We start from the raw sequence: 18,168 nt of genomic DNA, 5'->3' as shown, positions 1-18,168 counted from the left end.
GGTGCTTTCGGTGGGTTCAGGCAGGGCCAGAAGACGGTTTTGCTAACTGGCTTCCGGGGTTTGATGCGGCTCTATCTATCGATATCGGATTGCCACTTCTCTCTGGAATGAATACTGTTAATTCCGTCAAGACTTATGTGGGGTGCTGGGTATGGTTGTCCTAAGGGGGATTCTCATGATCGGGAACGACGCACCGGCGGGTCGCGACGAGGTGTTCGGACTGCTGAGTAACCGGCGGCGGCGGTACGCGCTCCACGCGTGCAAGCGCTACGAGACCCCGATCGAGCTCGGTGATCTCGCGGAGCACGTCGCCGCCTGGGAGTACGAGAAAGAGCGCGAGCAACTCGACGCCGCGGAGCGCAAGCGCGTCTACACTTCCCTCCAGCAGTCCCACCTCCCGAAGATGGCGAACGCGGGAATGATCGAGTTCGAGAACCACGAGATCACGCTCACCGAGCGCGCCGACGACCTCGACGTCTACCTCGACGTCGTCCCCGGAAACTCCATCCCGTGGGCGGAGTACTACCTCGGCGTCGGCGCCGTCTCGCTCGCCCTCCTCTCTACCGTCGCAATCGACATCTACCCGGGCTTCATTCCCGACCTCGCCTGGGGCGGGCTCGTCGCCGTCGTCTTCACGCTCTCCGCCGCCTACCACGTCTGGCGGAGTCGCTCGATGCGCATCGGTGCCGCCGACGAACCCCCGGAGGTCGGCGAATGACCGATAAGAACTCGTACACGCGGCGCGCCGCGCTCGGCCTCATGGGTGCCGGTGCAGCGTTCGCGGTCAGTGAGACCTCGGGGTTTACGCAGATTACTGCCGATCGGAGCGCGAATGTCGACGTCGCGAGCGATAAGAACGCGTACCTCAAGATCGTCGATAAAGACAATCAGGTTCTGGATAGTTCGACGACCTACGAGTCAGCGTTCCCCGTCTACGTGACGAATCAGACGAACGGAGCGCTCGACATCACGATTTCCTCGAGCAACTTCGACATCTCGGACGGGTCTTCATCTACCGTCTCCTCGGAGGGAACGAAAGTAGCGTCGGTCCAGCTGGAATCAGGTACGTCGACCGATACGACGGGGAATATTTCTGTTTCTGCAACGAACGGTCTGAACATCGATTTAGACCGGTCGATCACGCTCGGAGATCCCTCCGTGAATAACCTCAACCTATGGTTTGATGGCGCGGTGAACGTGAACACGTCAAAACCTAGGTCAGTCAACTCGTGGGATGCGAGAAGTGAGTCTGGTGAGTCGAATCGAAGACTCAAGACAACGTCTTCGTCAGCCTCGACCTACCAGACGAAGCCCCCGAAGGACTTCGTCCCGACAGTTAAGTTCGATGGATCAAATAAGATGGAATTACGGGATGGGAGCGGGAACGAATCCACTACTGACCTGACGAGTAATGGTGACCAGCAGGCGACGCTGTTTTTCGTGTTCCAGCCAGAGTCGAGCGATAATAATCAGACGCTCTTTCGTTTCGATAATGGAAGTGAGTATATCCGATATAACAGCTCGAACAGCACTGTAACCGCAGACTTAGGAAGCGGGTCGACGTCAATTCAGACCTCGACTACAAGCGAAAATTCGCCCTACCTTCTCACTGTCCGGGTCACTCAAAACGACTCAGATAGTTCCACGACTGATGTGGAAGCAAGGATAAATTCGAACAGTTTCGATACGGCAACTGGTATCTCCGGATCGCTGTTCTCCGCGAACTTCGTCGTCGGTGGAGACACGAACGGCTTCTTTATAGGTCGTCTTGCCGAGGCTCGAGTGTACAATAAGTCATTAGACAGTAACACGACACCCACACTAGATTCAGTAACGAACGACCTCACTACGAAGTGGCTATAACATCCACTTCAAGAATGTTCGCCAAAGCTGAACCAAACGGATTTCAGCGAACCCCACTCTACGCACGCTAATGTCACGTCTTCCTCTTTCGCTCCGCACCTTCCTTGACGAGTACTTCGCAGTCCTCCTCATAGTCTGTCTCGTCGTCGTCGGCGGCGGCGTCTATCTGGGAGCGACGGCGGCGACGGCGGAGGAGACACGCGTTGAGACGCAACAGGTCGCGAACTGGACCGGTGACGCCGAGTACGAGCAGTCGGCGGTCGTGGAGAACGGGACGTCGGTGTTCGCGGAGGGGACGAGATTGAGTAATCGGTCGCTCTACTTCACGCGCGTCTCGCCGGTACTCGATGGGGAGTACACGTTCCGGCAGTCGGGCGGTGACGAGCCGGCGCGGGTGAGCGTGGAGCTGTCGCTGGTGGAGCGGTCGGTGGAGTCGGGGTCGAGCGAGGGGGGCCAGCAGACGGTGTACTGGCAGCGGGTGCGGTCGTTGGCGTCGCGGAACGTGACGCTGGCGGCGGGGGAGCCGGTGACGGTGGGGTTCTCGGTTGACGTCCCGCAGGAGGAGCAGCGAATCCGGCAGATTCGGGAGGAGTTGGGGGCGTCGCCGGGGGAGGCGCAGGTGTTCGTCGTGGCGTCGACGACGGTTCAGGCGTCCGTGGCGGGGGAGCCGGTGACGAAGACGCGGCGGGACCGACTCGTGGTCCGCCCGGGAAGTAACGTCTACCGGGTGTCGGCGGACGTCGCCCCGGCGGACTCGGAGACGGTGACGCGGACGGTGACCGTGCCGGTGGAGCCGTCGTTCACGTCGGTGGCGGTCCCGTTCGTCGCGGCCGTGCTGGCGCTCGCGGGCGCTGTGGGGCTCGTCGTCGCTCGGCGGCGGGGCGCGCTCACAGTGTCGGAGGCGGAGCGCGAGGCGGAGGCGTTGCGGGCGGCGCGCGAGGATTACGACGACTGGATCTCCACGGGGACCGTCCCGGACGTCGAGCGGTCGACCGTCCGCGTCGACTCCCTGGAGGATCTCGTGGACGTCGCCATCGACAGCGACCGCCGCGTGATCGAGACACGGGGCGGCGAGCGATACGTGGTTCTCGTCGACGACCTCGCCTACGTCTACGAGCCAGCGCGCCGCCCGGAGGACGCGGCGGCCGCCGCCGTCAAAGGCACCGGTTCGGAGGCGTCGTCGTCCGAGTCCGAACGCTGAGAGCGGGCGCTGAACGCGGGGGTCTCCGGGCGCGTGCTGGTGGCGCGGACGCGGGTCGAAAGAACGGGAGATCGAGCGGTCTGTCGAGGCGACCGGCGGCGGTTCAGTAGTCGAGCTGGTCGCCGAGGTCGAAGGATTCGTCGCCGTCGAGGACGACGACTTCGGTGTCGCTCCCGGTGCCTTTGACTTCCTTCGCGAAGTCCTGCGGGTCCTGTTCGATGGGCGGGAAGGTGTCGTAGTGCATCGGGAAGGCGTAGTCGACGTCGAGCCAGTCGACGGCGATGGCGGCCTGCATCGGGCCCATGGTGAAGTGGTCGCCGATGGGGACGGCGGCGGCGTCGGGTTCGAGGAACGGGCCGATGACGTCCTTCATCTCCGTGTGGAGGCTGGTGTCGCCGGCGTGGTAGAACGTCTGGCTCTCGCTGTCGGCGACCTGCGTGGGCTTCGTGTCACTGACGACGTAGCCCGCGGGCATGCCGCCGGAGGTGCCGTAGCCGGTGTCGAGGCCGTTCGAGTGGTCGGCGCGCACCATCGTGACGAAGGCGTTCTCCGCCTGGAAGGTGCCGCCGAGGTTCATGCCGGTCGCGTCCTCGATGCCGTACTCGTCGGTGAGGTAGCCGACGATTTCGGGCGTCGCCACGAAGTGCGCGCCGCGGAAGCGGTCGACGTCCGCGATGTGGTCGGCGTGGCCGTGCGTGATGAGGACGTAGTCCGGGTCGAGTTCCTCCGGGTCGAGGGTGGTCTTCGGGTTGTCGAAGAACGGGTCGATGAGGAGGCTCGTGCCGTCGACGTCGAGCGACCACGTGGAGTGGCCGTGCCAAGTGAATTCCATTGCGGGTGAGACTACTCACGACATCGACTTAAAACGTTCAGGCCGAACGACGCGTGCCGGTTCCCGAACCCACTTCCCGGTGACGGCAGAAGTCCGAACATGGATACGCGACCGCTCGGCCGCACCGGCTTCGACGTGACCGAGGTCGGCCTCGGAACGTGGGAGATCGGCGCGGAGTGGGGCGACGTCAGCGAAGCGACCGGGAAGGAGGCCGTTCACGCGGCGCTCGACGCCGGCGTGAACTTCCTCGACACCGCCGACGTCTACGGCGACGGGCGGAGCGAGCGCCTCATCCGCGAAGTCCTCGACGAGCGCGACGAGGAGCCCGTGGTGGCGACGAAGGCCGGCCGCCGCCTCGACCCGCACGACGCCGACCGGTACACGAAGGAAAATCTCGAACGGTTCGTCGACCGCTCCCGGGAGAACCTCGGCGTGGACGAACTCGACCTCCTCCAGTTGCACTGCCCGCCGACGGACGTCTACTACCAGCCGGAGACGTTCGACGCGCTCGACGACCTGCGCGCCGACGGGAAGCTCGCGAACTACGGCGTGAGCGTCGAACGCGTCGAGGAAGGCCTGAAGGCCGTGGAGTATCCGGGCGTCGAGACGGTCCAGATAATCTTCAATCCGTTCCGGCAGCGACCCGCGGAGGAGTTCCTCGACGTCGCGGCGGCGCGGGACGTCGGCGTCATCGTTCGCGTCCCGCTCGCCTCGGGCCTCCTCACCGGCGCGGTCGACGCCGAGACGGACTTCCCGGAGAACGACCACCGGAACTTCAACCGTGAGGGCGACGCCTTCGACGTCGGCGAGACGTTCGCGGGCGTCCCCCAGGACGTCGGCGCGCACGCGGCGGACGAACTCGCCGAGGCGGCCCCCGACGACCTCTCGCTCGCGCAGTTCTCGCTCCGGTGGATTCTCGACCACCCCGGCGTCACCACGGTCATCCCCGGCTCGACGTCGCCGGCGCACATCCGGGACAACGTCCTCGCCGCCGACCACGCGCCGCTCACGCACGAAGCGCACGGCGCGGCCCGCGACGTCTACGAGAAGTACGTCGAAGAACACGTCCACCAGCGCTGGTAGGCGTCACGCCACCGGATTGCCGTTTCCGCAACCCTTAGCCCCGGGGCGCGGGGAGTGAGCGTATGCGACACGTTCGATTCCGAGACCCCGCGGGCGCAGTGCGCGAAGGCGAGTGGACCGACGACGACGAACTCCGCGCGGCCGGCCGCACCTACGACCCGAGCGAGGTCGAGATTCTGACGCCGGTCGAGCCGTCGAAAGTTATTGCTGTCGGCCGGAACTACGCGAAGCACGCCGAGGAGATGGGAAACGACGTCCCCGACCGCCCGCTCCTCTTCCTCAAGCCGCCGAACACGTACGCTGCGCACGGCGACACCGTCGAACTGCCCGCCGGGAAAGAGCAGGTGGAACACGAGTCCGAACTCGGCGTCGTCATCGGGACGCAGGCGCGGAACGTCGACGCCGCGGACGCGATGGACTACGTCGCCGGCTACACCGTCGCGAACGACGTCTCGAACCGCGACGACCAGCGAAAAGAGCAGAACTGGATCCGCGGAAAGGCGTTCGACGGCGCGCTCCCCTTCGGTCCCGTCGTGGCCGACCCCGAGCACGTCCCCGACGACGCCGACATCGAACTCCGCGTGAACGGCGAACTCCGCCAGTCCTCCAGCATCGAGCACTTCATCTTCTCCGTCCCCGAGCTCATCGAGGAAATCACGCAGTACCTCACGCTCGAACCCGGCGACGTCATCATCACGGGAACGCCCGAGGGCGTCGCGCCGCTCGAAGACGGCGACCACGTCGAAGTGACCGTGGAGGGGGTCGGCACGCTGGAACACGACGTGGCTCGGAAGGAGCGACGCGACTGAGAGCAACGCCGCTGTGCGAGCGGCGATAGCCGCGAGCACGACGTGGTTCGGAGCGAGTGAGCGCTAGCGAGGGAGCGAGAACCACGGGATAGGCGAGCGGGAGCGACCGGTAGGGAGCGACACGGGAGCACGACGTGGTTCGGAGCGAGTGAGCGCTAGCGAGGGAGTGGGGACTGCGAGGAGGCTCGTGAGTCGGCGCGTAGCGAGACGCAGAGTCGAATGATGCGGCGAGAAGCGCCGGTTTTCGGGCGTCGGAGCGGGCCGCGCGCCGCGGGTTTCGACTCCGACACGTAGGGCTTTTCAGTGGCGGAGTGTTGCGCTTCGGGTACTTCCGTGATGTTGCACTCTCACGCCGTGAGCGACGGCGATGTGGACGGCTTCGCCAACCGACTGCCGCGGTCCCCCCGGAGTCACGTATGAAGGGATGGAGCGTCTTCGGGTTGGGTGAGGCGTCGTGGCCGGAGCGTGCGTTGTTCCTCGTGTCGATGGCGGCGATGCTCGCGCTCGCCGGGTTCGGGTTCGCGCGACCGGCGGCGCTCACGAGTATCCTGAACGGCGCGTTCGACTGGACGCTCCGGTACTTCGGCTGGTGGTTCATCCTCCTCGGGTTCGTCCTGCTCATCATCGTCATCCTGTTGACGTTCTCGCGGTACGGCCGCCTGCGCATCGGGGGGCCGAACGCGGAGCCGGAGTTCGACGTGTTCTCCTGGCTCTCGATGGTCTTCACCGTCGGGTTCGGGGCGTCCATCCTCATCTGGGGCGTCGGCGAACCCGTCTCCATCGTGCAGAACCCGCCGCCGTCGCCGGTGCCCGTGGACGGCGCGTCGATGAAGTCGCTCGCGCTCGCCTTCATGTTCATCCACGAGGTCTTCCCCGGGCTCGCGATGTGGTATCTGCCCGTCTCCATTGCGTTCGGCATCATCGTCTACACGCACGGCGTGGGCGAGTACAAGATTTCGAGCATGCTCACGGGCCTCGTCGACGAGGACCGGATTCCCGGTCTCTACTGGATCGTGGACCTCGCCGCCATCGTCGCGACCATCGGCGGCATCGCGACGACGCTCGGGTTCAGCGCGCAGACGATGGCGTCCATCCTCGGGCAGACCTTCGGCCTGAAAGCGAACTTCCTCACGTACGGGGTGTTCGCCGTCATCGGTGTCGTCTTCCTCGCCGACGTCTGGCTCGGCCTCCGGAAGGGCATCCGGAACGCCGCCCGCGCGACGATGTACCTCATCGGCGTCTCGATGGCGGTGCTCGTCGTCGTCGGCCCGACGCTCTTCACCTTCCAGCTCGCGCTCGACGCGACCGGCGTCTGGCTCAGCAACATGTTCCGCCTGATGCTCTACACCGGTCCCACGGCGACGGGCCACTGGGCCGCGAACTGGACGGGCTTCTGGTGGGCGTGGTGGGCCGCGTGGAGTATCTTCGTCGGGAGCTTCGTCGCCCGCGTCTCCAAGGGCCGCACCATCCGCGAGATGTTCGTCATCCTCGTGCTCGTCCCGACGTTCCTCACGTGGATTCAACACTCCCTCATCGGCGGCTGGGTGCTCGCCCCCGGGAACTTCGAGCCCGTGAGCGCCGCCTACGCGGCCGGCGGCACGCCCGCCGCCATCGCCCGCGCGCTCACCATCACGCCGCTCGGGAACGTGCTCGCCGTCCTGTTCGTCCTCGTCATCACCGGCTACATCATCACCTCCCTCGACTCCGCGGTCTTCATGATTTCCGCCATCACGCTCGGCGACGAGAACCCGAACGCCATCAACCGCGCGTGGTGGGGCGGCCTCCTCGCGTTCTTCGGGATGATGTCCCTCCAGATTAGCGAGTTCGAGGCGATCCAGGCGCTCTCGCCGACGCTCGCTCTCCCCTTCACGCTCTTCCTCCTCGTCATCCTCTTCGCCGCCTACCGCGTCGCCCGCAAGCACGCCCGCGAAGCCGACGAAATCAACGCCGAAGGGGACACGCTCATCTCCTCGCAGAACCGGAACACGAAGAACGAGGGCGACGAGTAGCGCGACGCGCTCGGTTTCTTCCACTTCTCTCGGAACGACTGCTGCGCCGCAGGGGTCGGTCGGCTCAGACGCCGGGGACGCCGACGACGTCGCCGACGAGCCCGGGCGCGACGGCGCTGAGGACGAAGACGACGACGACAGTCGCAATCCAAGCGACGAGCGCGATGAGCGCGGCGTTCACCCAGCCGCCCGCGTACCGCCACTTGATGACCCAGACGTACGCGACGAGCGCGAGGAGGCCGCCGACGACGGGGACCCAGGAGAAGACCGCCCAGGCGAGCGCGCCGACGGCGGCGGTGACGAGGGCGCGCGTGTAGTCGTCGGTGCCGGTGATGAAGCGCGCGCCGACGTAGACGCCGAACCCGCCGACGAGCAGGCCGATGACGAAGAGGACGACGGAACTCGTGATGGTTGCCATAGCGGCCAGTGAGTCGCTCGCCCGCGTGAAAAGTCCGGTGGCGAGCTGTCAGCGGAACGGCTCGACGCCGCGGACGCGTCGGTTCGGTCAGACGCCGGTGGCGAGGACGCCGCCGAGGACGAGGAGGGCGACGGCGAGAACGGCGGCGGCCTGGAGGCGGGTTTTCGCCTCTCGCGCGGGTGCGCGGACCTTATCGAGGTCGGTGCCGTCGCGGAGGCGCGAGCACGCCATCTCGCTGAGCCCGGTGAGGGCGAGCCAGAGGACGACCATGAGGCCGACGAGGATTCCCCTCGTGGTGCCGCGGAAGGCGTCGCCGCCGATGAAGACGGCCATGTAGCCGCCGGAGAGCAAGAGGAGGACGGCGCTGACGCGCGTGAGCGTGCTGAGCTTGTTCGTAATCGCGGCGAGCGGCTGCGGGTCGATGTCGCCGCGGAGCGCGGACGGGAGGACGGCCCACGCGGCGAACGCGACGCCGCCGGCCCAGAGCCCGGCGAACCCGAGGTGGACGACGACGGCCAGCACATAGGGGATGTTCATACGCGAGAGCGTGGACCAGCCAGCGTCTAAAAACCGCCGAACCGCTCTTGGGCGTCCCGGGCGAACGCCCGGTATGCTTCGCGTAGTCGTCGCGGACGACCCGAAAGTCGAGGTCGACGCGTTCAGCCGCGCGCTCGCCGACCGCGAGGTCGAGCTTTCGACGGCGGCGCTCGACACCGAGGCCGCGGTCCGCGCCGCCGGCCGGGACGCCGACGTGCTCGTGACGAACAGCGAGACGCCCGTCACCGCGGCCGCGCTCCGAGCGATCGACGCCGATATCGTCGCCCAGCCGAGCATCGGCGTGGACAACGTGGCCCTCGCGGCCGCGGAGACGGCGGGCGTCACCGTCGTGCACGCGCCTGACTACTGCGTGGACGAGGTGGCGACGCACACGCTCTCCCTCCTCCTCGCCTGCGTCCGCCGGCTCCGCGAGTACGACGCGAGCGTGCGCGACGGCGAGTGGTCGTGGGAGACCCGGGAGCCGATTCACCGGTTCGCGGGGTCGACGGTCGGCCTCGTCTCCTTCGGCCCCATCGCTCGCGCGTTCCGCGAGCGCCTCCGCGGGTTCGACGTCGACGTCGTCGCCTACGACCCCTACGTCGAGCGTGACGCGATGCGCGACCACGACGTCGAGAAGGTGACGCGCGCGGCGCTGGCGGAGCGCGCGGACCACGTGACCGTGCACGCGCCGCTCACCGACGAGACGCGCGGGCTCGTGGACGCCGACTTCCTCGACGGCCCGCGCGACGGCGCTGTCCTCGTGAACACCGGCCGCGGCCCCGTCGTCGACGAGGCCGCGCTCGTCGACGCGCTCGACTCGGGCGCGCTCGCCGCCGCCGGACTCGACGTCTTCGAGGACGAACCGCCGACGGGCTCCCCGCTCCTCGACCGCGAGGACGTCGTGCTCTCCCCGCACAGCGCGTGGTACTCGGTCGAGGCGATGGCTGACGCCTCGGCGAGCGTCGCCGCCGACGTCCGCCGCGTCCTTGATGGCGACCCCGAGTCGGCGACCGGAGTCGTCACGGACGAGGCGTGGCTGTCATCGACCCACGACTGAAGTCGTGGGCTTGTCCGTGGACTCCCGGTCTGCCGACGAAACGTCGGAGGCGGTGTAATCGCCATTCCCGTTCAGCATCCCGGACTTGAGGGCGAGATGACCGTCGCCCAACCCAGAGAGACGTTTGCCCTCTGGTAAAGTTAGCAGTTTCAGACCGATGTTCTTCGCCGCGTTGTAGTCACCATCAACCGAGTACCCACACTCGTTACACTCGAACCACCCGTCCGAATTACGATTCGTACTGGATTGATGCCCGCACTTCGAGCAGGTCTGACTGGTAAACGCTGGCGGGATCTCCTCAACGCGGATGCCGTACTCTGCGGCCTTGTACGCGAGCATTTCTTGGAGTTCTCGGAACGCCCAGTTGTGCATCTGCCGCTTCACTCGGTCGTTCCGATTATCCATTCGCTCGCGGATGTGGGTCAGGCGTTCGACGGCGATGTACGAACAGTCGTGGGCGTCAGCCTCCTCCACGATATGTCGAGAAATCGTGTGCAGGCGATTCAGCACGAAGCGGTTCTCTCGCCCCGACAGTCGCCGGAGTACCTGCTTGGCGGAGCGAGTGCCTTTGTGCTGAAGGCTTCGACGTACGCGGAAGTAGTGGTTCTGACCCCACAACAGTTCACCACCATCATAGAACGACCCCGTACTCGTTACGGCGACGTTCTTCAAATTCAGGTCCACGCCCAATACTTTGTCACCGTCGCGTTCTTCGACTTCTTTCTTGATGACGATGTGGAGGTAGAACGCATCCCCGTCTTCGCGGTAGTGGAGCGTACCCATCCGCTTCTGATAGTCGTCGTCATCGAGGTAGGACTTCTGGTAGTCACCGAGAACGTAGTCTACGGCGACCCGACCGTTGAGGGTGGAGAGAGTGGCCGACCTGTCCTTGATGGTCAACGTCCGTTTGTCGTAGACTGCGGACGGTTCGTTGAATCGTGGGAGGGGTCGGCTGTTTCCCTTCTTCCAGTCGGCAACGGTGCTTTTCATCGCTTCGATGGCTTTCGAGTAAGCTCGAACGCAGAGGTTCGCGGGTAGGTCTGTCTCGTCTCGCAAGTCGTGGTACACTTCGTCGTGTATGGTGGACTTGTTGAGGATGAGGTATCCGCCGTCGTTGCGACCGTGTTGGACGGTGTAGTTGCAGGCGTGGTTGAACTGCTCGATGGTCTGATGGAGGTCGCCCTCTCGGTCATCTGGGACCGAGAGTTTGACCGGAATGGTTCGTTTGACCTCCATCTGTAACTTCACGTATAGAGCAGCGTTTTATAAATTATATGATTGGCGTGGGGGAGTCGGACTGCTATCGCTCGTGGTTGGTAGAATGGACTGTCAGATTCTTCCCACGGCTGAAGCCGTGGGCTTCCTCCTTGCATCTATGTGAGGCGGCAGGGCGTCGTCGCCGCCGGCAGTGGAACCGCTTATTGCGTGCCGGCGACTTCCCACGGATATGCAACCACGGGACCTCTCGGACCACGCCGAGTACCAGGCGGGCCGAGGGATCGAGGAGGTCGCGCGCGAACTGGGGCGCGACCCGGCGGAGTTCGTGAAGCTCGCGTCGAACGAGAACCCGCTCGGCCCGTCGCCGGCCGCAATCGCGGCGCTGGAGGACGCGGCGAGCGACGTCCACCACTACCCGACGGCGGCGCACGCCGACCTCACCGCCGCGCTCGCCGACGAGTGGGGCGTCGCGGACGAGCAGGTCTGGCTGGCGAACGGCGGCGACGGCGTGCTCGACTACCTCCACCGCGCGACCCTCGCCCCCGGCGACGACGTGCTCGTGCCGACGCCGGGCTTCTCCTACTACGGGATGAGCAGTCGCTTCCACCACGGCGGCGTCGCCGAGTACGAGATCCCGCGCGACGACGGCTTCGACCTCACCGCCGACTGCGTGCTCGACGCCTACGACGGCGAGCGCGTCGTCCACCTCACCAGCCCGCACAACCCCACGGGCGGGCGGTTCAGCCTCGACGACGTCGAGACTATCGCCGAGGAGACGGACGAGGAGACGCTCGTCGTCGTGGACGAAGCCTACGGCGAGTTCACGGACGCGCCGAGCGCGCTCGGCCTCGTGCGCGACCGGGACGACGTCGACGGCTCACGGCCGTCTGCCGGTCGCGCGAAGCGCGACGATGTCGCCGTGCTCCGGACGTTCTCGAAGGTCTACGGGCTCGCCGGCGTCCGCCTCGGCTACGGGCTCGTCCCCGAGGCGTGGGCGGACGCCTACGCTCGCGTGAACACGCCGTTCGCGGCGTCGGCGCTCGCCTGCGCCGCCGGCCTCGCCGCGCTCGGCGACGAGGAACACCGCGAGGCCACCGTCGAAACGGCGGCGTGGGCCCGCGAGTACATGCGAGCGGAACTCGACGCGCCGGTGTTCGAGAGCCACGCGAACTTCGTCCTCGTCGAGGTCGGCGACGCCGCCGGTGTCGCGGAGGCGCTCAAACACCGCGGCGTCATCGTCCGCGACTGCACGAGCTTCGGCCTCGACGACTGCGTCCGCATCACCTGCGGGACGCGCGAGGAGACCGAGCGCGCCGTCGACGCGTTGAACGAGGTGCTGGCCGCGTGAGAGTCGCCGTCACCGGCACGCCCGGCACGGGCAAGACCACCGCGACCGAACACCTCGAAACGGCCCTCGACGTCGTCCACCTGAACGACGTCATCAAGGAAGAAGAACTCTACACGGAGCGCGACGAGGCGCGCGATAGCCTCGTCGTCGACGTGGACGCCGTCCGGGAGTACCTCGACGGCGTGGACGACGTGCTCGTCGAATCCCACCTCGCACACTACCTCGACGTCGACGTCGTCGTCGTCCTCCGCTGCGAGCCCGCCGCGCTCGAAGACCGCCTCTCGGAGCGCGGCGAACCCGAAGCGAAAGCGCGCGAGAACGCCGAGTCCGAAGCGCTCGACGGCGTCCTGATTCAGGCCGTCGAGAACCACGGCCGCGAGCACGTCTACGAGGTCGACACGACCGACCGGACACCGGAGGGCGTTGCGCGAGAGATCGACGCCGTCGTCGCGGGCGAACGCGAGCCGAGCGCCGGCGACGTCGACTTCACGGGGTACCTATGACGCTCGACCAGTTCCGCCCGCTCGCCTCCCGCCTCCTCCGCCCGTTCGTCGCCGCGAGCGCCCGCCTCGGCCTCACCCCCGACGGCGTGAGCTTCATCGCCTTCCTCCTCGCCGTCGCCGCCGGCGGCGCGTTCTACTGGGGCGGCCCCGCCGGCGGCGACGACGTCTGGTTCTACGCGCTCGGCGCGCTCCTCGTCTTTCTTAATGGGTGGCTCGACCTCCTCGACGGCGCGCTCGCCCGCGAACTCGAAGCGGATAGCCCCGGCGGCGACCTCCTCGACCACGTCCTCGACCGCTACGCGGACGTCGTCATCCTCGCCGGCCTCGCCGCCGGCATCGCCCAGTACGCCCTCGGCTTCGCCGCCGTCACCGGCGTCCTCATGACCTCCTACCTCGGCACGCAGATTCAGGCCGTCGGCCTCGAACGCCAGTACGGCGGCCTGCTCGGCCGCGCCGACCGCCTCGCGCTCGTCGGTGCCGTCGGCGTCCTCTCCCTCGTCGTCCCCGCCGTCGCCGGCGTCAGCGTCGTCGCCTGGCTCCTCGGCCTCTTCGCCGTCGTCGGCCACCTCACCGCCTTCCAGCGCTTCTGGGGCGCGTGGCGCGACCTCGAGAGCTAACACGCACAGGAAGTCTCCTCCGTCCCGCTTCTCGCGCTGACCGGTAGTCCGTGGTTCTGCCCGAGTGGCCGCGTCAGGACTGAACCGTGTACGTCACCGAGCCCGTGTTCACGACGTCGGTCTCCGACGACTTCACGACGAAGGACGCCCGTCCGTTTTCGCCCGTCACGGCGACCGTTCGACTCCCGCCGAGGCGGTCGGTCGAACGCACGCGTCCCGGCCAGCCGCTGGGCGTGTTCGCGGCGATGCGAACGCCGCTCACGGGATTCCCGAAGCGGTCGTAGGCTTCGACGACGACGCGTTGACTCCCGCCCGGCGGCACCGACCGCGCGCCCCCGGACACGACGCCGACGTCGACCGCCGGCTCCGACGCCGACTCGCCTCCGCCGAGGTCGACGCGCGCCAGCCGGAGGTCGTACGTCACGCCCGGTTCGAGCACCACCGTCAACACGCCGTCAGAAACCGTCTTGGAGACGACGTGGCCGCCGTTCGCCACGGTCTGGGCGTCGAGTGTCGCGTCCCAGGCTTCCTGCGAGCGCACCGTCGGCACGCGAATCGTCACCCGCTCGTCCGGCGTGTTCGTCACCGAAACGGCGTCCGTCGCGGCGCTCGCCGGCACCGCCGTCACCGTCTGTCGGAGTCCCTCCGCCTCGCCCGGCGAGCCCGTGACCGTCACGAGCGTCACCTGCCGCCCGGACACGAACGACGACCCCGACACCCGCGTGGTCTCCCCGTTCGGGTAGCGGTCGAGGACCTGCCCGCCCGACAGCACGGTGTCCGGCGCGTTCGAATACTGCACGTACTGCGGCGTGTACGTCACCGTGTTCGTCTCGTACGGGCCGTACGCGTTGCCCGCCGGCGATTTTCGCGCCTCCTCCGTCACGTCGACGTTCGAGACGCTCACCGACCCCGCGGACTGCGCCGTGAGCCGCCCGGAGAGCGGCGGCGGCGTCCGGAACAACAGCGACGACGAGTAGTCCTGCCCGACCGCCACCGTCGTCGCCGTCGGCTCCCCCTCCGTCGCCGCCCGCACTAGCTGCGCGTTCAGCGCCGTGAGGTCCTCGTCCACCGCCTGCTCGTGTGCGTACTCGTGCTGCAGCGTCTGCAGCGGCACCACCTGCAGCTGATAGAGCGCGGCGAGCGCGACGATGAACCCGAGGAACACCACGACGCCCACCACGACCGCCTGCCCGCGCTCCCCGCCGCTCAGGTCACGCATCAGTTCGACCTCCCGCTGTGGGTACAGGTGAACCCGCCGTTATCGACGGAGATGCGACCGGACGGGCCGGTTCGGGAAATCTCTCCCCTGCAGGTCACCGTGTCTCCCGCGTTATCCGTCGCGGTCACGGTCACGGTGACCACCGTCGAGCTCGGGGCGTACGATCCGTCGAAGCCGAGCGTCTCGTTCCCCTTGGCGGCGATGTGGTCGCGGGACGCGATTTCCCGCACTCGCTGCCACGGCGGACCCGTCCGCGTCGTGCGCGTGATGCGAACGGAGACGTCGGTGACGCCGCTGCCGGACGTGAACTCGTAATCGCGGAGCGTCACCTGCTCGGCGGACGCACGCGAGGAACTACTCCCGCTCGCGTCCTCCGCAGTCGCCGCGAGCTCGACGACCGTCAGCTCCGCGTCGGTGTCGGGTTCGCTAACGTCGATGATGGTCGAACTGCGGAGTTCCATGGACAGCGGGACGGTCTCGGCGTCGCTGGACGCGTCGTCGAGTCTGAGCGTGAAGTTCGCGTGACTGACGCCGGTGAGTCCGGACTGCGGCGCGGTGTAGTAGAACGTCGCGTAGCCGTCTTCACCGGTGTAGGCGGTGCGCCGGTCGCCGGACCGCGCGCCGTTCGTCACCGTCCCCTTGTTCGCGCCGAGGTCCGTCTGGGCGACCTCGACGCGCGCGCCGCTCACGGGGTTGTTGTACCTGTCGCGGGCTTGCACGACGACGCGCTGCTCGCCGCCCGGGCCGACGACGGAGCGGTCGCCGCTCGTTTCGACGAGGTACGCGGCGCTCGGCGACGACTGCGGCGCGTAGTCCACCGCGACGCGGGCGAGCCGGAGCTGGTACGTCTCGTCTTCCTCGAACGTGAGGACGAGCGTGTTCGGCGCGTCACCGCTCCCCTCCTCGACGGCGAGGCCCGTGACGTGCCCGCCGTTCTCGACGCGCTGGTCGGCGAGAACGGACTCCCAGGTCTCCTCATCGAGGTGCGTGGGGAGACGGAGCGTCATCGGGTCGTCGCCGGCGTTCGTCACGGTCGTCGACTGCGCGGGCGCGCTCACGGGGACGACGTGCACGGCCCCCGGCGCGACCTGCGCCCGGGAGAAGTTCCCGGAGACGAGCGTGAGCGTGATGCGGTCCCCGCGAACGAGCCCGCTCTCCCCGACGACGGACGAGTTCCCGTTCGCGAAGACGTTGTACGTCACCGGATACTCGTAGCGCGTCGTCGGCGCGTTCGCGTACTCGTTGTAGCTCGGGCGGTACGTCAGCCCCGTCGTCCGGAACGAGTAGGTCGTATCGGAGACGTAGTCGTTCGCCTCACCGCTCGCGGAGACGTGCGAGAGCGTCACCCGTCCGAGGTCGGTCGTGGAGAGCGATCCGGACGCCGGCGGCGGGTTTCGGAGGAACGCTCGGCTCGGGTACGTCGTCCCGTAGTCGAAGGTCACGACGTTCTCGACGCCCGTCGTCGACGCTCGGAACACCGCCGTGGACACTTCGCCGACGTCGCCCTGCACGTCGAGGTTGTGCGAGAACTCGACGCGCTCGTTCGTGAGCGGCACCGCGAACACCTGCAGGGAGACGAGCACTGTGATGGCGACGCCGAACACGAGTATCGCGCCGAGAAGCTCCGTCTGCGCGCGGCTCAGGAATCGGCCCCGCATTAGCTCCCCTCCGCGTTCAGGAACGTCACGACGACGACGGCGTCCTGGTAGTCGGCGGCCGCGCTGTTCGGGTCCGTCGTCCCGAGCTCGAAGAGGAAGATGGCCTGATTATCCTTGAGTTCGATTCTCCCGTCCGCGTCCATGTACGGCCGGAGGAACGCCTCGGCGTCGTCCTGGTCGCCGTAGCCGCTGATAGCGGGAACGTCGTCGCCGTCGAGTAAGACCTTCACCATGTCGGGGTGGCGGTTCTGCGAGGTGTCGGAGCTCACCCTGTTCCCGTCGGCGGTCGCGGTGACGGAGAGGCGAACGCCGTCCGCCTGATTCGTGATGGAGTAGTAGCGCTGGCCGCCGTCCGCCATGAACCCGTCGTTGACGTTCTCCGGCCAGGGCTCGACGGTCGTGGCGTCCCGACCGCTCCCGACGTGCATCTCGACGGAGACGGGGACGCGGGGGTCGTCTGCGCCGCCGCCGTACGTGATGGCGGTGCCGACGAGCGTGACGCGCGCCGCGGGCGCGTTCGACGTGACGGTCCCGTCGACGATTTCGATGTTGAACGGGCGCTGCTGGCGGACGACGAACGGGACGGTCTCGGCTTTCGACGCCTGCTCGCCGTCGGGCTGAACGATGGAGACGTCGAACTCCTCCACCGGGCCGGTGTACGAGTCGGGCGCGGTGTAGCGGAAGGTCGCGCGGCCCCGCGCGTCCGTGGTGGTCGACGTGCTCGACGGGTCGCCTTTCACGGTGACGACGCCGTTCCCCGGCTGGCTCGCGGTGACCGTCGCGTTCGGCACGGGGTTGTTGTAGCGGTCGCGGACGACGACCGTGACGTCCTGCCCGTCGCCCGGCTGGACGGTCGTGCCGTTACCGTACGTGTCGACGGCGTACTTCGGTTTCGCGCGCGCCGACGGCTCGCTCTGCGTCTCGTCGTTCACCGTGACCTGACTCGCGGCGAGCTGGTACGTCTCGCCCTCCTCGAACGCGAGGACGAGCGTGTTCGACGCCCCGTCGCTCCCCTGCTCGACGGCGAGGCCCGTGACGTAGCCGCCGTTCTCGGCGAGCTGGTCGCGGAGAACGGAGCGCCACGTCTCCTCGTCGAGATTCGTGGGGAGGCGGAGCGTCAGCGGGCCGTCGCCGGTGTTCGTCACCGGGACGGTGTTCGCGGGCGCACTGACCGGCGACACCGTGAGCGTCGTCGGTTCGGTCGACGTCGCCGAGAGGTTCCCGGTGAGGAGACGGAGGGAGATGGTGCGCCTGGAGACGAGCGCGCTCGCGCTCGTCACGAGCCGCGTCTCACCGGCGTACCGATTGAAGAGCATGCCGTTCTCGTAGTACGTCGTCGGCGCGCTCGTGTACTCGTTGTACGACGGCGTGTACGTCACGACGCTCGAGTTGTACGTGACGGTGCCGGTGAGGTAGTCGCGGGCCTGTCCGGCCGCCGCGACGTTCGAGACGGCGACTTCCCCGAGTGGTCTCGCCGCGACGGTTCCCGTCGCCGGCGGCGGGTTGAGGAGACCGGGACGGCGCGGGTACGTCGTCCCGAGGTCGATGGAGACCGACCGCGGGCGTCCGAGCGTCGCGACGGCGGAGGCGGCGGCGTCGAAGTCGCTCAGCTCCGCGGCCGCGCGCTGCTCGTGCGCCTGCTCGACCTGGTGGTTGAGAACGGGGACGAGGAGCGCCTGCGTGACGACGAGGAGGAGAACGAGGAGGAGAACGAGGAGCACGACGTCGAGGACGGGCGACAGCCCTCGCTTTTCCTTCGCCGTCATCGCGAGTGCGCTCCGACCATACCTCAGAGT

17 protein-coding genes are annotated in these 18,168 nt (G+C 67.3%); 10 read left to right on the top strand and 7 right to left on the bottom strand.

Annotation, left to right across the window (positions count from 1 at the left end):
• Positions 1 to 151: 151 nt before the first annotated feature.
• The 3 genes from IEY26_RS08060 (at position 152) to IEY26_RS08050 (ending at position 3,064) form a co-directional block, all read left to right on the top strand.
• Positions 152 to 718: a DUF7344 domain-containing protein gene (locus IEY26_RS08060; protein WP_229773986.1), complete on the top strand. Its 567-nt coding sequence runs from the start codon at positions 152 to 154 to the stop codon at positions 716 to 718.
• A complete protein-coding gene (locus IEY26_RS08055) occupies positions 715 to 1,863 on the top strand; it encodes a hypothetical protein (RefSeq protein ID WP_188977713.1) in 1,149 nt (382 codons plus the stop codon). The genes IEY26_RS08060 and IEY26_RS08055 overlap by 4 nt, the downstream gene beginning before the upstream one ends.
• A 70-nt stretch (positions 1,864 to 1,933) precedes the next feature.
• Complete coding sequence (locus IEY26_RS08050) at positions 1,934 to 3,064, top strand: DUF5305 domain-containing protein (RefSeq protein ID WP_188977711.1); 1,131 nt, start codon at positions 1,934 to 1,936, stop codon at positions 3,062 to 3,064.
• Positions 3,065 to 3,167: 103 nt separating this feature from the next.
• On the opposite strand, the gene IEY26_RS08045 is transcribed toward IEY26_RS08050, so the two are convergent.
• Positions 3,168 to 3,896 carry a metal-dependent hydrolase gene (locus IEY26_RS08045; protein WP_188977709.1) on the bottom strand — a complete coding sequence of 243 codons (729 nt, stop codon included), beginning with the start codon at positions 3,894 to 3,896 and terminating at the stop codon, positions 3,168 to 3,170.
• Positions 3,897 to 3,995: 99 nt separating this feature from the next.
• Between IEY26_RS08045 and IEY26_RS08040 the strand changes: the two genes are divergently transcribed.
• The 3 genes from IEY26_RS08040 to IEY26_RS08030 all read left to right on the top strand — a co-directional run bounded on the left by IEY26_RS08040 (position 3,996) and on the right by IEY26_RS08030 (position 7,797).
• Positions 3,996 to 4,979, top strand: coding sequence for an aldo/keto reductase (locus IEY26_RS08040; protein ID WP_188977707.1), 984 nt, complete (start codon positions 3,996 to 3,998; stop codon positions 4,977 to 4,979).
• A gap of 62 nt (positions 4,980 to 5,041) precedes the next feature.
• Positions 5,042 to 5,788: a fumarylacetoacetate hydrolase family protein gene (locus IEY26_RS08035; protein ID WP_188977705.1), complete on the top strand. Its 747-nt coding sequence runs from the start codon at positions 5,042 to 5,044 to the stop codon at positions 5,786 to 5,788.
• A gap of 416 nt (positions 5,789 to 6,204) precedes the next feature.
• Positions 6,205 to 7,797, top strand: a complete 1,593-nt coding sequence (locus IEY26_RS08030) for a BCCT family transporter (RefSeq protein ID WP_188977703.1) — start codon at positions 6,205 to 6,207, stop codon at positions 7,795 to 7,797.
• 64 nt (positions 7,798 to 7,861) lie between these two features.
• On the opposite strand, the gene IEY26_RS08025 is transcribed toward IEY26_RS08030, so the two are convergent.
• Positions 7,862 to 8,215: a hypothetical protein gene (locus IEY26_RS08025; protein WP_188977701.1), complete on the bottom strand. Its 354-nt coding sequence runs from the start codon at positions 8,213 to 8,215 to the stop codon at positions 7,862 to 7,864.
• An 87-nt stretch (positions 8,216 to 8,302) separates the two neighbouring features.
• Complete coding sequence (locus IEY26_RS08020) at positions 8,303 to 8,752, bottom strand: CopD family protein (RefSeq protein ID WP_188977699.1); 450 nt, start codon at positions 8,750 to 8,752, stop codon at positions 8,303 to 8,305.
• A gap of 73 nt (positions 8,753 to 8,825) precedes the next feature.
• On the opposite strand from IEY26_RS08020, the gene IEY26_RS08015 reads away from it, so the two are divergent.
• Complete coding sequence (locus tag IEY26_RS08015; protein WP_188977697.1) at positions 8,826 to 9,809, top strand: C-terminal binding protein; 984 nt, start codon at positions 8,826 to 8,828, stop codon at positions 9,807 to 9,809.
• On the opposite strand, the gene IEY26_RS08010 is transcribed toward IEY26_RS08015, so the two are convergent.
• Positions 9,792 to 11,045, bottom strand: a complete 1,254-nt coding sequence (locus tag IEY26_RS08010; protein WP_188977695.1) for an RNA-guided endonuclease InsQ/TnpB family protein — start codon at positions 11,043 to 11,045, stop codon at positions 9,792 to 9,794. The genes IEY26_RS08015 and IEY26_RS08010 overlap by 18 nt on opposite strands.
• 211 nt (positions 11,046 to 11,256) lie before the next feature.
• Between IEY26_RS08010 and hisC the strand changes: the two genes are divergently transcribed.
• Genes hisC through IEY26_RS07995 form a run of 3 tightly spaced genes read left to right on the top strand, consistent with a single transcriptional unit; the run spans position 11,257 to position 13,495 of the window.
• Positions 11,257 to 12,375, top strand: a complete 1,119-nt coding sequence (gene hisC, locus IEY26_RS08005) for a histidinol-phosphate transaminase (RefSeq protein ID WP_188977693.1) — start codon at positions 11,257 to 11,259, stop codon at positions 12,373 to 12,375.
• Positions 12,372 to 12,878 carry an adenylate kinase family protein gene (locus IEY26_RS08000; RefSeq protein ID WP_188977691.1) on the top strand — a complete coding sequence of 169 codons (507 nt, stop codon included), beginning with the start codon at positions 12,372 to 12,374 and terminating at the stop codon, positions 12,876 to 12,878. Before hisC ends, IEY26_RS08000 begins: the two co-directional genes overlap by 4 nt.
• Positions 12,875 to 13,495, top strand: a complete 621-nt coding sequence (locus tag IEY26_RS07995; protein ID WP_188977689.1) for a CDP-alcohol phosphatidyltransferase family protein — start codon at positions 12,875 to 12,877, stop codon at positions 13,493 to 13,495. The genes IEY26_RS08000 and IEY26_RS07995 overlap by 4 nt, the downstream gene beginning before the upstream one ends.
• Before the next feature lie 73 nt (positions 13,496 to 13,568).
• Here IEY26_RS07995 and IEY26_RS07990 read toward each other — a convergent pair whose 3' ends face one another.
• The 3 genes from IEY26_RS07990 to IEY26_RS07980 are packed head-to-tail and all read right to left on the bottom strand — an operon-like array spanning position 13,569 to position 18,138.
• Entirely contained in the window at positions 13,569 to 14,714 is a 1,146-nt protein-coding gene (locus IEY26_RS07990; RefSeq protein WP_188977687.1) for a hypothetical protein, read from the bottom strand.
• Positions 14,714 to 16,372 (bottom strand): hypothetical protein, encoded by a 1,659-nt coding sequence (locus IEY26_RS07985; protein WP_188977685.1) that lies wholly within the window; start codon positions 16,370 to 16,372, stop codon positions 14,714 to 14,716. Before IEY26_RS07985 ends, IEY26_RS07990 begins: the two co-directional genes overlap by 1 nt.
• Positions 16,372 to 18,138 carry an Ig-like domain-containing protein gene (locus tag IEY26_RS07980; RefSeq protein ID WP_188977683.1) on the bottom strand — a complete coding sequence of 589 codons (1,767 nt, stop codon included), beginning with the start codon at positions 18,136 to 18,138 and terminating at the stop codon, positions 16,372 to 16,374. Before IEY26_RS07980 ends, IEY26_RS07985 begins: the two co-directional genes overlap by 1 nt.
• Positions 18,139 to 18,168 lie beyond the last annotated feature (30 nt).

Source organism: Halocalculus aciditolerans, from assembly GCF_014647475.1.
In the GTDB taxonomy this organism is placed as follows: Archaea; Halobacteriota; Halobacteria; order Halobacteriales; family Halobacteriaceae; genus Halocalculus; species Halocalculus aciditolerans.
This window is presented reverse-complemented; position numbering and strand designations above follow the sequence as displayed.

Bases quoted from the DNA above. Each gene is read 5' to 3' on its own strand.
- IEY26_RS08060 (WP_229773986.1), top strand. From the start codon at position 152: ATGGTTGTCCTAAGGGGGATTCTCATGATCGGGAACGACGCACCGGCG.
- IEY26_RS08055 (WP_188977713.1), top strand. From the start codon at position 715: ATGACCGATAAGAACTCGTACACGCGGCGCGCCGCGCTCGGCCTCATG.
- IEY26_RS08050 (WP_188977711.1), top strand. From the start codon at position 1,934: ATGTCACGTCTTCCTCTTTCGCTCCGCACCTTCCTTGACGAGTACTTC.
- IEY26_RS08045 (WP_188977709.1), bottom strand. From the start codon at position 3,896: ATGGAATTCACTTGGCACGGCCACTCCACGTGGTCGCTCGACGTCGAC.
- IEY26_RS08040 (WP_188977707.1), top strand. From the start codon at position 3,996: ATGGATACGCGACCGCTCGGCCGCACCGGCTTCGACGTGACCGAGGTC.
- IEY26_RS08035 (WP_188977705.1), top strand. From the start codon at position 5,042: ATGCGACACGTTCGATTCCGAGACCCCGCGGGCGCAGTGCGCGAAGGC.
- IEY26_RS08030 (WP_188977703.1), top strand. From the start codon at position 6,205: ATGAAGGGATGGAGCGTCTTCGGGTTGGGTGAGGCGTCGTGGCCGGAG.
- IEY26_RS08025 (WP_188977701.1), bottom strand. From the start codon at position 8,215: ATGGCAACCATCACGAGTTCCGTCGTCCTCTTCGTCATCGGCCTGCTC.
- IEY26_RS08020 (WP_188977699.1), bottom strand. From the start codon at position 8,752: ATGAACATCCCCTATGTGCTGGCCGTCGTCGTCCACCTCGGGTTCGCC.
- IEY26_RS08015 (WP_188977697.1), top strand. From the start codon at position 8,826: ATGCTTCGCGTAGTCGTCGCGGACGACCCGAAAGTCGAGGTCGACGCG.
- IEY26_RS08010 (WP_188977695.1), bottom strand. From the start codon at position 11,045: ATGGAGGTCAAACGAACCATTCCGGTCAAACTCTCGGTCCCAGATGAC.
- hisC (WP_188977693.1), top strand. From the start codon at position 11,257: ATGCAACCACGGGACCTCTCGGACCACGCCGAGTACCAGGCGGGCCGA.
- IEY26_RS07995 (WP_188977689.1), top strand. From the start codon at position 12,875: ATGACGCTCGACCAGTTCCGCCCGCTCGCCTCCCGCCTCCTCCGCCCG.
- IEY26_RS07990 (WP_188977687.1), bottom strand. From the start codon at position 14,714: ATGCGTGACCTGAGCGGCGGGGAGCGCGGGCAGGCGGTCGTGGTGGGC.
- IEY26_RS07985 (WP_188977685.1), bottom strand. From the start codon at position 16,372: ATGCGGGGCCGATTCCTGAGCCGCGCGCAGACGGAGCTTCTCGGCGCG.
- IEY26_RS07980 (WP_188977683.1), bottom strand. From the start codon at position 18,138: ATGACGGCGAAGGAAAAGCGAGGGCTGTCGCCCGTCCTCGACGTCGTG.